This window comes from Tolypothrix sp. FACHB-123 (assembly GCF_014697075.1).
GTDB lineage: Bacteria > Cyanobacteriota > Cyanobacteriia > Cyanobacteriales > Nostocaceae > Aulosira.
This window is the reverse complement of sequence record NZ_JACJRE010000010.1, coordinates 164522-177594: the sequence shown is the minus strand read 5'-3', so window position 1 is coordinate 177594 and position 13073 is coordinate 164522. Positions and strand designations below refer to the sequence as shown.

The following is a 13073-nucleotide window of genomic DNA, read 5'->3' as shown; positions in this document are numbered from 1 at the left end:
ATTTAGTCGAAGAAACTTCCAAATATAATAAAGAATAGGAAGTGGTTCGCGATAATCTATCGCGAACCACTCTTTCTTTTCCACATCCCGTGAAAAGTCAGAAATTGACACAGGTGGGCATTACTTTGCCCGTAGCATCTGTCGCATTCTTTTGTCAAATTGGTATAATACGCTCATCCTCAACTACAATCACAGGAATTAAGCTAGATTCCAATACTGCCTGGGAGACAGAACCCACCAGAACCTCATCCCAAGGCTGATGTCCGCGCTTACCAATCACAATCTCAGCCACTTGATAGTCCTGAGCAACACGGATAATTTCCTCTGGAATTGAGCCGATACTGGTAATGAACTGATGGCGGATATCTGCTAAAACTCGTTGAGATTTTTTTTGCAAATACTCTACTTCTTGAGGATGGTTGGTGCGAATAATGTGTAATACAATCACTTCGGCATCACTACGACGGGCAATATCGGCGGTTTTAGTTAATACTTGACTGGCTAAAGGGGATGTGTCAATGGCAGCTAATATGACAATCCGACGGGCGATCGCTACTTTTGTGGGATCAACCTCACCCCGCTCTAACAATTTTGGTGCCAAGATGGGAATTGTCCAAGCGCCCAAAGGAGCAGTCACCAGGATAGATAAAGCGGCGATCGCTAAAATTGTCTCTCCACCCTGAATTCCTTGTGCTAAAGGAATCGCCCCAATTGCAGCTTGAACGGTGGCTTTAGCAGAATTTCCTGGTAGCAAAAACAGCCGCTCTCGCCATTTCCAGTTACTCCCCAATGTAGATAAATACCATCCACAAGCGCGTCCAATCAATGTTCCAATTGCCAAAATCACCAAGCCGGAAAGCAAAGTTTTCTCTAATACTTGTAATTGAATACTTGCACCTAAAAGCACAAATAAAACAATTTCTGCCACAACCCACAAACTATCAAAGCCAGAACGCAACCTTCTTGCTAAAGGTGCATCTAACTCAATCAAGAAAAATCCTGTGGACATGACTGCTAAATAACCAGAGAAGAAAGGAAATTTCTCTGCCATTACTACCAGCAATAATGCTACACTCGCTGCAACTAAGCTATCCTGCACTGCATTTTGAGTCCAATTTTGCTTGGTCAGCAATAAAACCAAAAGTCTTGCTGTCACTAAACCTAGCACTACTCCGAGAACAATTTGACAAATAATTTGCAATGGCAGAAGTTGAACTGCACTTACGGTTACACCAAAAGGCAACGTTACCCCAGAAGTTGCGCCTTGTACCAAAAAGTTTAATAACAAACTAAATACTAGTAGTAGTAACACATCTGACAGGGCGCTACCTGTAAGAATGGCATCGGGAATTCCTTTCTTAACTCCCCAACCCAGACTTTTTAATCGCAGCATTCCTGGTACTATGACAGCTGGCGACTCTGCTCCAATGATACAGCCTAGCAATAGCCCTGTGGTAAAGTCGAAATTTAAGATCCACATAGCAGCTAGGGCAATAACTAAAGCTTCACAAGCCGCAGGTAGGAACCCTAATCGTAACGCTACTGTTCCTTGTTGTACCAGTTTTTCTCGGTCTAAACCTAACCCTGCCTTCATCAAAATTACCATGACAGCGATCGCTCGCAAAGAAGCAGAGTTTGCTAGTACATCAGAGCTAATGAGATCGGCAACTTGAGGCCCTAGTATAATTCCCACCACAACCATACCTACTAGGGTAGGCACTTTTAGCCGTCGAGCAATCTGTCCCCCAAAAAAACCAATTAGCAAGATTAAGATAAAACTTTCTAACATCACGCATTTTTCAACTCATCAATGGTAAGCGTGACTTGCTGAAAGAAATTTACGACTAATTGCCCTATCCTTCCTTAGCAAGTCAGAAGAATAGGAGCCATCAGCCTTTTGATCAAGTGTAAGTTTGCAAGCTTGATTGGGCGGTTATGGCGAGCTCCATCGCCTAATGATCAATTTACATTATTTTAAGGACAATGGCAAAGTGAAGCAAAATGTACTACCTACACCCAGGGTACTCTGTGCCCAGATTTTCCCACCGTGTTGTTCAACAATACTCCGACAAATCGCCAAGCCTAAGCCTGTACCGCCTTTGTCGCGAGAGTCGGAAGCATCTACTTGCTGAAATCTGCCAAAGATCAATTCTAATTTTTCTGGGGGAATTCCGCGCCCCCGATCGCTAATTTGAAACAGTACGCGATCGCTTTGCTGTTGAACGCTGACATCAATAGTGGAATCGTCAGGGGAGAATTTGAGCGCATTACTCAAAAGATTAGTCAATGTTTGAATAATCGTGTCAGCAGCAGCCCAAACTTGCACATCAGTGGCATAAATATTAAAGGTAATATTCTGTTGTGTGGCGATCGCTTTTACTCCCTCCACTGCTTGTTGAATCAAATCAGCCGCTTTGCATGGGGTTTTTTGCAGCACAGCTCGCCCTGAATCTAAGCGTTCTAAATCAAGAATATCGTTGACTAGACGGACTAAGCGATCGCAATCAATGGCCGCAATCTCAATCATCCGCTTGAATTTTTCGGGTCTATTGTCGTAAATACCAGTGTTTAATAAGCCCAGTGAAGCCCGGATTGCGGTTAAAGGTGTGCGCAGTTCGTGACTGACAATCCCAATAAACTCACTCTTCATCTGCTCAACTTTTTCTAGTTCGGTGATGTCTTCGGCAATACCAGCAACGCGAATAACTTCCCCTAATTCATTTTTGATCGGGAAAGCGCGATCGCGAATCCAACGCATGGAACCATCAGGGCGGATAATGCGATATTTAATATCTGATTGTCCTGGTATTAACTGTTCTACGAAGGTACTTTGCACGCGAGGACGATCTTCTAGGTGAATGCTGTCTAACCAATTGGACAAGTTTTGGTAAGCACTTTCACAACTCCTTTGCCAAATAGTTTCATATGTCTTGCTCACATAAAGAACTTCCTGAGTTTGCATATCTCGCATCCAAAATACTGCTTGGATGTTTTCTGCCAATTGGCGAAACTTTTCTTCACTTTCCCGTAAAGCATCTTCTATGCGTTTGCGTTGCGCAGCTTGCTTATAGGCGTCGCTAATGTCTTCGACAATGTAAGAAAATCTCGGATAACCTTTGTGGTTAAAGGTAATTGGGGAAACAGTAGCAGCTAGCCACCTTTGCCCGTTAGCAGTGTCATGAGGATATTCAAAGCGGACTGGTGCTTGGATTTGTGCTGATTGACGGTAATAACCGAGCCATTTGTCGATAGTCTCTTGAGGTACGCCTAAATCGCTGGCAAACTTATTTTCCATTGCTTCGGGACTAGTGCCGAAAAACCGAGCTGTAGTTTGGTTATCAGAAATATGTAAAATGTCGCGATCGTATAGCTCCACAATCCCCATCAGCATGGAACTACTGTTGAAGAAACTGCGCAAAGTTGACTCACTGCGTTGTAAATCGGCGTTACTCTCAATTAACTCTGCTGTGCGCTCTGCAACGCGGATTTCTAATTCTTCCTTGGCTTGTTTGAGTTCAGCTTCGATTTGTTTGCGTTCAGTGATTTCTTCGCATACTGTACTAATACCAATAATGCGTTCCCCGCAAGGGTTGCCGGAGGCATCGCCATCTTTGAGCGGTAAAAAGCTTTCTAACCAAGTTCGTTGCACACCTGGTTGAGCCGGAGTTTTCCCAGTAACTTCTACATTTAACAGCGGTTCCCCTGTCGCTAAAACCGAGTGTAATAGTTGTTCGGTGGTATCCGCTAAATTAGGTAACAATTCCCGCACTGTGCGCCCAATATGCGCTTCCACTGAAGAACCATTGATTTCTGCTAGCCGCTGGTTAATCCGAACAAAGCGTAAGTCGGTATCTAAGACATTTAACCCAATGGGCGCAGATTGATAGATAGTTTCGATTTCCGCCAATTGCTGCTGAAGTTGGATTTGGCTTTCCTGTAGAGCTATTTCTGCTTGTTTGCGTTCTGTAATATCCGTGTTGGCTCCAATCCACTCGCTAATTTTGCCATTAGCAGCAAAAATCGGCACGCCTCGAATAGCAAAATCGCGGTAATTGCCATCTTTCATCCGTAGCCGATACTCAGTTTCGTATAAAGTGCCATGAGTGTAAGATTCTTGCCAGCGTTGGGCAACGCGATCGCGATCATCTGGATGAATACAATTGAGCCAACCAAATCCCAAGCATTCCTCAGGAGTTTGTCCGGTGAATTCTTCCCAACCATTTGGAACAACTATTGTCATCCCCTCAGCATTAGTATGCCAGATAATCTGAGATGAAGCGTGAACTAAGGCGCGATATCTATGTTCGCTCTGGCGCAAAGCCGCTTCAATTTGCTGGCGTTGTGCTAGTTCCGTTTGCAGATTTGCCAACAAATCTGCTTGCTGGATGGCAATGCTGACTTGGCTTGCTAATTGTCGCAGCAATTCAATTTCGCAGGATTGCCATTCACGCGGAGCTTCACAGTGATGAGCAATCAGTAATCCCCACAATTTATCTTGATTGAGGATGGGAACAGCTAAGTTAGCTCTGACTTGGAAATTTGCTAACAGTTCCACATGGCAAGCATCGATATTAGCAGTATAAATATCTGATTTGGCTGTTACTAGACCTTGTTGAAAGGGTTCAATGTATTTTTCGCTAAAGCAAGGATCGGAGATATTCGTAGATAATATGGCTCTCAAATTAGCGGTAACCGATTCGACAACTACAGTACCGCTGCCATTGGGCTGTAACTGAAAGATAATAACGCGATCGCACTCCAAAAATTGCCGGACTTCATCGACAGTAGTTTGCAAGATATCTGCTAAATTTAGCGATCGCCGGATGCGCTGGGTGATATCCATGACTAAGCGTTGTTGCTCAAATTGCTGTTGCAATGTGATTTGCGCTTGTTTGCGTTCGTCAATCGCCATCACAGTTCCCACCATGCGCACAGGCTCGCCGACAGTGTTAGAAAATACATCCCCTCTGCCTTCTAGCCAGTGGATGCTACCATCTGCCCAAACTGCTCGAAACTCGCAATGGAAGGGGCTATGAGTTTGTAGCGCTTGTTCTATGGTGCGGTGAATCAAAGCGCGATCGTCAGGATGCAAGCAAGCTATAAAAGTTTCCTGTTTGCCATCAAAACTACCAACCCTAAATCCAAATAACTCCTCATGCTCTGGCGACAATTTAATTTTTGCTGCTGCTATATCCCAGTCCCACATTCCCATGCGCGCCGCCGCTAAAGCCATTCTCAGTTGCTCGGCATTCTCCTGAGCCAATTTTTGGCTAAGTTGCACAATCTTTTGTCTGCTGTGGTAAAAATTGGTAGTAATCAGGTTAATCGTCAACGCCACCAGCAAGAAAAGACCGATCCGCAATAAATCTTCTGGTTGGGGAATCGCAATTTGATAGCGAGGGTAAATCAAGAAATAATCTATTGCCAGGGTTGACAGAATAATTGTCACTATCCCCGGTTTGAAGCCACCATACCAAGTACTGACAATGACAGCTATATAGAAAAGCGCACCAATTGGTTGAGACAGCACAAGTTCTAGCCAAAGCGACAGCAACAGAGCGATCGCTGTTGAGCCAATTGCCAAACAGTAGGGTAATAACCGCCGATAAATCCTCATAATGCTTTACTTCTCCCTGGCTGTAACTCCCTGGAACTGCAAGCTTACTTGCTTCATGGGGCTGAGTACCTGTGCCACAACTTTTCAACATAAGCATTTCTCAATCTAGCACCACTCAATTTAAGGATGTTCCTATAATTACTTTGCACAGTTGCTGTAGCTACCACACAAGTGCGCTCTCTAGATTTTTCGCAACAACAAAGAATTTTTAATCACCTTGAGGATACTCATCCCATAAAGTAGTGATTTCTCGTAAACTTTGATGATTGCCATTGCCTAAAATCAGATGATCTAGCAGGGGAATTCCTAAAAACTGCGCTCCTGCTAATAACTGGCGTGTCAATTCGATATCTTCTTGACTGGGTTCAATATTTCCTGAAGGATGATTATGGGCGACAATCACCCGCGTTGCACCTTGACGAATCACTTCGCGAAAAATTTCCCGGGGAGAAGCTAAGGTTTCCGTCGCCGTACCAATTGTAATCACCTTGGTTCCTAGCAAACGATTCTTCACATCTAAAAGCAAAACCCCAAAATGTTCTTGGGTTTGCCACATTAAATTTTGACTCAGCGCCGCCGCCGCCGCCATTGGACTATCGATAGTTGCACCTTCGGGACGAGATTGAAAAGCACGTTTACCTAATTCTATTGCCGCTAAGATAGTAGTTGCTTTCGCCGGGCCGATACCGGGAATTTGCATTAATTCCGCAGGTGTCAGCTCGCGCAACGCTGTCAAAGGATCGCGCTGATGTTTGCTGAGTTCACTTAAAATATATTGTCCTAATCCTACAGCAGATAATTTCCCCGGCCCTTGACCAGTACCTAACAAAATTGCAATTAACTCAGCCGTAGCTAAAATCTTCGGGCCATGAGCCATTAACCGTTCGCGCGGACGCTCAGTCTCAGGCATGTCAGCAATTCTGAGGCAATATGTCATAGAGTAACTGCGAAAATATCTACCATAGTTGGAACTATATTTAGTTATCCCTTGTTTACTCGCCAAATTATGCTGACTAGAAAAAATCTTTAATTTTGTGGCGATGAGGCGATCTATATTGTTCTCTCATTTACCCGATATACCGCCCGCAGGCTCAAAGCCTGGGGCTAATTGAACATGAGCTTACTTACGTGGGCTGAATTTTCTGATACCAATTGGCAAAAAGAATGCGACAGATTGTAGGGGCACTGGCACCGCCATGCCCTCTAGAATATTTTGATGTATCGCTATTAGCCGCACCCGGAGGTGACAGCGTTAGATTGGGGTAAATAAACCATCACCGTTCCCCAATCAGCGTAAACGCCGCCCAATTCACAGGGTTCGGAAATTTCTCCTTCGTCTTCAACATCGCCTGACGCAAAGCCAACGCCTTATCAGGCTGAGTTTGCAAACTCTGATAAAACTCCACCATTAAATATTGTGTCGGTTCATCCGGTACTTGCCACAACGACACCAACACGCTAGGAACCCCCGCAGAAATCAACGAACGCGACAACCCAATCACCCCATCACCGGAAAGTTTACCTTTCCCCGTTTCACAAGCACTTAAAACTACTAATTGCGCTTTTAATTTTAAATCTAAAATTTCCTCAGCCTTGAGTAAACCATCATCTTTAAGAGATGGTGCAAAAGCAATCCAGCTACCCAAACCCCGGTTATCATCCGCCCAACCATGTGTAGCTAGGTGAATTACATCGAATGAAGATAAGCGTTGTAATATATTGGCTTTCGTCGCATCCTTACCCACAATCGGCTGAATTTTTAACATCTGAGCGATCGTCTTTGCTTCCAGTTCCGCCCCTGGTAGTGAACTTAACTGTGTTGCAGGTTTGCCCGGTTCAGTAGACACTAAAGGCATGGTAGGATTACCGACAATCAAAGCGTTATTATAATTAATTTGTCTCCCAGACCCTAATTTATTAGTAAAATCTAACACCTGAATTGCTGGGGCAGTCATGATGGTATGTTTTTCAATTAAATACTTACCTTGTTCATCGCGCAAAGCTGGAAAAGGTGCAAGAAATAAAGAACTTTGGGGAATGAAAATAACTCTATCGCTCTTGTTTTTTGGGAGCAAATCGGCGATATCTTTAATTAAAATGTCATGCAGTTTTTGTAATGGTTTTTGAACGTTTGCAGCATCAGGATTTTGCTGAGCGATAATACCACCAGCACGCGCACCTCTAACCACACCAATACCTAGACGGCTTTGAGTGACTAATTCTGCTAAAGTTGTATTATCTTTTTGCCACAGGGGTTTAAGGTCAACTTTGCGGAATGTGACTTCACCCGTAGGTTTGACAACCCAAATATAAAGGTCTGATTCTTTAGTTTGTTGTTTACCAGCAACTTTGAAATCATCATAAATAAGAGAATATTGCACGAGAGTGGCATTTTGCTGTTTAGCAATTTGTTTAATCTCAGCAATTGTTGGTGGTTGCGGTGATTTATCCGCCTGTTTATTATTAGTAGATACGCGAGATGCTAACAACTCAACAAATGCCCTAGCGCGACCGCGTTCGGCAATTTCTAAAGCAGCATCAGTTTTATTTTGAGCAATGAGGACTTTTTGTAAAGTTATGTAGATGCTGCGTTGGGTGTCAAAAAGAGAGACTTTGTTAGTATCAGCTAAGTTTTTACCTCGCAGAGATTCATAAACCTTAATTCCTTCATATAGGGTTTTCTCTGCGGCGCTCTTATTACCTTGTTTGTAGAAAGCCGCTCCTAGATTGTTTAAAGACTGTCCCTCCCCTAATTTATCTTTAATTTCACGGGCGATCGCTAATCTTTTTGAGTAGTACTCAATGGCTTTTGGGTAGTCTCCTAATGCATAGTAAGCAACACCGAGATTACCCAAAGACTGTCCCTCTCCGAGTCTATCTTTGATTTCACGGGCGATCGCTAAGTGCTGCTGCTGGTACTCAATGGCTTTTGGGTAGTCTCCTAAAGAATAGTAAGCATTACCAAGATTACCCAAAGACTGTCCCTCCCCTAATTTATCTTTGATTTCACGGGCGATCGCTAATCTCTGTTGGAGGTACTCAATCGCTTTTGTGTAGTCTCCCAAAGAATAGTAAGCAATACCAAGATTACCCAGAGACAATCCCACCTCTAATGGGTTTTTACTTTCTTTGGCGATCGCTAATGTCTGTTGGAGGTACTCAATGGCTTTTGGGTAGTCTCCTAAAGCTAAGTAAGCATTACCAAGATTACCCAAAGACTGTCCCTCCCCGAGTCTATCTTTGATTTCACGGGCGATCGCTAATCTTTGCTGATGGTACTCAATGGCTTTTGGGTAGTCTCCCAATGCATCGTAAGCAATACCGAGATTACCCAGGGACAGTCCCTCCCCTAATCTATCTTTAATTTCACGGGCGATCGCTAAGTGCTGCTGGTGGTAATCAATTGCTTTTGGGTAGTCTCCCAAAGAATAGTAAGCAAGACCGAGATTACCCAGCGCCGTTCCCTCCCCGAGTCTATCTTTAATTTCACGGGCGATCGCTAATCTCTGCTGCTGGTAATCAATCGCTTTTGGGTAGTCTCCCAAATAATAGTAAGCTCCTCCGAGATTACCCAGCGCCGCACCCTCGCCTTGACGGTCTTTAATTTCTCGGTAAATAATCAGTGCTTGTTGCCACGATCGCAATGCTGCTTCAAATTGACTAGTATCAAACTGCTGAATACCTTGCTTAAACAGTCTATCAGCTTCGGCTTTCCTAGCTTGTGGTGTTTGCGCCAGTACTCGTAACTCTCCTGGCGTTCCCCAAAGGTTGAAAGTTATCGGTGTGGAAGCTGTGGCGATAACTAGGGCGAGGAAACTTAGACCAATTTTGTGAAAACGCATAAGGAATTATGAATGATGAATTATGAAGTTAGGACTGGATGGGGCTTAAGTAATTAAGTTATGCTTTTTGGCTAGGTAAAAATGCTAAAGATTTGATGAATTTGCCTAAGTTTTGGCATAAATTAACTGCAATCCCCCCCTTATTTGATAGCTTACTGTTATGTAGCTCTCAGCACGGTAGGGGTATGCAGTTTTCCAGTGAAGCCAAGGTAATATAGTTACAGCGAATTGCAAGTTGGCGAGGTACAGATCATCGTTGATTGTAGGGGCATTGGCACTGCCATGCCCCGAAGCGCTCTCAGGGGTCAGGGAGTATGCAATCAGAAAAATATTTTCAAATTTCCAGCGCAGCTAAAACTAAAATCCGCAACTCTGTTACTCGTTGTAACGCCACATCATTAGTTAAAAATGCATCACAACCCGCTACTAAAGCGGTTGCTACCTGCAATGCATCTAGTAACTTTAAACCATAGTAAATGACTGGAGCCGTATCCAAAAAAACTTTATTTATCCCTTGGAAAGCATCAGCAATCTTCATAGTTATTGTCTGAACATACCTTCACGTTCATCCCATTCAGAACGCAGTTGGTCAACCCAAACTTGAGCATCAATTCCCGATAATAAATTGGGCGCAACTCCATAAAACTCAGTTACTTTACGCTTTGGTTTGGCTGGAGTTTCTGGCTGGGTAGAAACTTGCTCTGTTAAATGTTGAATTAACTCTAGCTGTTCCTCTCGTGACAACCCTTGGGCTTGCTTTAATATTGCTTCTAACAGAGAACTCATCAGCATTTTCCCATAATGACCAAGATGAATATCAATATTTTACGTTAGATATACAGTGTATTTCAGATAAATCGGGTACGCAGTTAGGGGCATGGCAATGCCATGACCTCTAAAATATATTGTCAGGACACAGCAAAACCCCGTCTCCTCACAAAAAATCTATCGATATTAGAGATTCCTTAAATAAGGACAAATTACGAATTATCTTTCCCCAATTAATGTAAACGCCGCCCAATTCACAGGGTTCGGAAACTTCTGTTTCGTCTTCAACATCGCCTGACGCAACGCCAACGCCTTATCAGGCTGAGTTTGCAAACTCCGATAAAACTCCACCATTAAATATTGTGTCGGTTCATCCGGTACTTGCCACAGGGAAACCAACACACTCGGAACACCCGCAGAAATCAAAGAACGCGACAACCCAATCACCCCATCACCGGAAAGTTTACCTTTCCCCGTTTCACAAGCACTTAAAACTACTAATTGCGCTTTTAATTTTAAATCTAAAATTTCCTCAGCCTTGAGTAAACCATCATCTTTAAGAGATGGTGCAAAAGCAATCCAGCTACCCAAACCCCGGTTATCATCCGCCCAACCGTGTGTAGCTAGGTGAATTACATCGACTGAAGATAAGCGTTGCAATATATTGGCTTTCGTCGCATCTTTACCCACAATCGGCTGAGTTTTTAACATCTTAGCAATAGTCTTTGCTTCTAGTTCCGCCCCTGGTAGTGAACTTAACTGTGTTGCAGGTTTGCCTGGTTCCGTAGACACTACAGGCATAGTAGGATTACCGACAATCAAAGCGTTATTATAATTAGTCTGTCTCCCAGCGCCTAATTTATGAGTAAAATCTAACACCTGAATTGCTGGGGCGGTGAGAATGGTATGTTTTTCAATTAAATACTTACCTTGTTCATCGCGCAAAGCTGGGAAGGGTGCAAGAAATAAAGAACTTTGAGGAATGAAAATAACTCTGTCATTAGGGTTTTTTGGTAATAGATCGGTGATATCTTTAATTAAAATGTCATGCAGTTTTTGTAATGGTTTTTGAACTTTTGCAGCATCAGGATTTAGACTGGAGATAATACCACCAGCACGCCCGCTTCTAACCACACCAATACCTAGACGGCTTTGATTGACTAATTTATCTAAAGTTGTATTATCTTTTTGCCACAGGGATTTAAGGTCAACTTTGCGGAAAGTGACTTCACCTGTAGGTTTGACAACCCAGATATAGAGGTCTGATTCTTGCCATTGTTGTTTATTAGCAACTTTGAAATCATCATAAATAATAGAATATTGCACGAGAGTAGCATTTTGCTGTTTGGCGATTTGTTTAATTTTGGCAATTGTCGGTGGTTCGAGTGATTTATCCGCTTGTTTATTATTAGTAGATACACGAGATGCTAACAACTCAACAAACGCCCTAGCGCGACCACGTTCAGCTATTTCTAAAGCTGCATCAGTTTTATTTTGAGCAATGAGGACTTTTTGTAAAATTCTGTAGATGCTGCGTTGGGTGTCAAAAAAAGAGACTTTGTTAATATCAGCTAACTTTTTATCTCGCAGAGATTCCCAAACCTGAATTCCCTCATACAGGGTTTTCTCTGCGGCGCGGAAATTTCCTTGTTTGTAGAAAGCATTTCCTAGATTGTTTAAAGAGATACCCTCACCTGGTCTATCTTGAATTTCACGGGCGATCGCTAATGTCTGTTGTAGGTACTCAATGGCTTTTGGGTAGTCTCCCAGTGCATCGTAAGCAATACCGAGATTACCCAGCGCCGCACCCTCACCTAATCTATCTTTCATTTCTTTGGCGATCGCTAATGTCTGTTGAAGGTACTCAATCGCTTTTGGGTAGTCTCCCAAAGAATAGTAAGCAATACCGAGATTACCCAGCGCCTTTCCTTCCCCTAATCTATCTTGAATTTCACGGGCGATCGCTAATGTCTGTTGAAGGTACTCAATGGCTTTTGGGTAGTCTCCCAAAGAAAGGTAAGCAATACCGAGATTACCCAGCGCCTTTCCCTCCCCTAATCTATCTTGAATTTCACGGGCGATCGCTAAGTGCTGCTGCTGGTACTCAATGGCTTTTGGGTAGTCTCCCAAAGAAAGGTACGCATTACCGAGATTACCCAGCGCGTTTCCCTCCCCTAATCTATCTTTAATTTCTTTGGCGATCGCTAATCTCTGCTGCTGGTACTCAATCGCTTTTGGGTAGTCTCCCAATGCATCGTAAGCAATACCGAGATTACCCAGGGACTGTCCCTCCCCTAATCTATCTTTAATTTCTTTGGCGATCGCTAATGTCTGTTGGAGGTACTCAATGGCTTTTGGGTAGTCTCCCAATGCATGGTAAGCATTACCAAGATTACCCAGTGCCCAACTCTCGCCTTGACGGTCTTTAATTTCTCGATAAATAATCAGTGCTTGTTGCCACGATTGCAATGCTGCTTCAAATTGACTGGTTTGAAACTGCTGATTACCTTGCTCCAACAATCTATCAGCTTCGGCTTTCCTAGCTTGTGGTGTTTGCGCCAGTACTCGTAACTCTCCTGGCGTTCCTGGGCTGAAAGTTATCGGTGTGGAAGTTGTGGCGATAACTAAGGCGAGGAAACTTAGAGCAATTTTGTGAAACCGCATAAGGAATTATGAATTATGAATTATGAAGTTAAGAGTGGATGGGGCTTACAGCAGTTTTGGTGATAATTGAACCACAGATTCACAGTAGGGGCACGGCATTAGTAGGATTATTATATGTACCAGCAAATTGTCGGTGCCGTGCCCCTACCGCGTGGACTTAAAAACATCTGTCAGTAATTAAG

General features: G+C 43.4%; 7 protein-coding genes and 1 riboswitch. All 7 genes read right to left on the bottom strand.

What is annotated here, in order from left to right:
• Positions 1–154: 154 nt before the first annotated feature.
• The 7 genes from H6G41_RS09915 to H6G41_RS09885 all read right to left on the bottom strand — a co-directional run bounded on the left by H6G41_RS09915 (position 155) and on the right by H6G41_RS09885 (position 12891).
• A complete protein-coding gene (locus H6G41_RS09915) occupies positions 155–1789 on the bottom strand; it encodes a sodium:proton antiporter (protein WP_190745955.1) in 1635 nt (544 codons plus the stop codon).
• An 84-nt stretch (positions 1790–1873) separates the two neighbouring features.
• Positions 1874–1962, bottom strand: a riboswitch (Fluoride riboswitch).
• A gap of 7 nt (positions 1963–1969) precedes the next feature.
• Positions 1970–5617: a PAS domain-containing protein gene (locus H6G41_RS09910; protein ID WP_190745953.1), complete on the bottom strand. Its 3648-nt coding sequence runs from the start codon at positions 5615–5617 to the stop codon at positions 1970–1972.
• A 208-nt stretch (positions 5618–5825) separates the two neighbouring features.
• On the bottom strand, positions 5826–6554 hold the full coding sequence (gene radC, locus H6G41_RS09905) for a DNA repair protein RadC (protein ID WP_190745951.1): 729 nt from the start codon (positions 6552–6554) through the stop codon (positions 5826–5828).
• 337 nt (positions 6555–6891) lie between these two features.
• Positions 6892–9459, bottom strand: coding sequence for a CHAT domain-containing tetratricopeptide repeat protein (locus H6G41_RS09900; RefSeq protein WP_190745949.1), 2568 nt, complete (start codon positions 9457–9459; stop codon positions 6892–6894).
• 334 nt (positions 9460–9793) lie between these two features.
• Positions 9794–9997 (bottom strand): hypothetical protein, encoded by a 204-nt coding sequence (locus H6G41_RS09895; RefSeq protein WP_190745947.1) that lies wholly within the window; start codon positions 9995–9997, stop codon positions 9794–9796.
• A gap of 2 nt (positions 9998–9999) precedes the next feature.
• Entirely contained in the window at positions 10000–10245 is a 246-nt protein-coding gene (locus tag H6G41_RS09890) for a hypothetical protein (protein WP_190745945.1), read from the bottom strand.
• A gap of 201 nt (positions 10246–10446) precedes the next feature.
• A complete protein-coding gene (locus tag H6G41_RS09885) occupies positions 10447–12891 on the bottom strand; it encodes a tetratricopeptide repeat protein (protein ID WP_190745943.1) in 2445 nt (814 codons plus the stop codon).
• Positions 12892–13073: the final 182 nt, after the last annotated feature.

Excerpts from the sequence above, each read along its gene's own strand:
- H6G41_RS09915 (WP_190745955.1), bottom strand. The coding sequence starts at position 1,789 with ATGTTAGAAAGTTTTATCTTAATCTTGCTAATTGGTTTTTTTGGGGGA.
- H6G41_RS09910 (WP_190745953.1), bottom strand. The coding sequence starts at position 5,617 with ATGAGGATTTATCGGCGGTTATTACCCTACTGTTTGGCAATTGGCTCA.
- radC (WP_190745951.1), bottom strand. The coding sequence starts at position 6,554 with ATGACATATTGCCTCAGAATTGCTGACATGCCTGAGACTGAGCGTCCG.
- H6G41_RS09900 (WP_190745949.1), bottom strand. The coding sequence starts at position 9,459 with ATGCGTTTTCACAAAATTGGTCTAAGTTTCCTCGCCCTAGTTATCGCC.
- H6G41_RS09895 (WP_190745947.1), bottom strand. The coding sequence starts at position 9,997 with ATGAAGATTGCTGATGCTTTCCAAGGGATAAATAAAGTTTTTTTGGAT.
- H6G41_RS09890 (WP_190745945.1), bottom strand. The coding sequence starts at position 10,245 with ATGAGTTCTCTGTTAGAAGCAATATTAAAGCAAGCCCAAGGGTTGTCA.
- H6G41_RS09885 (WP_190745943.1), bottom strand. The coding sequence starts at position 12,891 with ATGCGGTTTCACAAAATTGCTCTAAGTTTCCTCGCCTTAGTTATCGCC.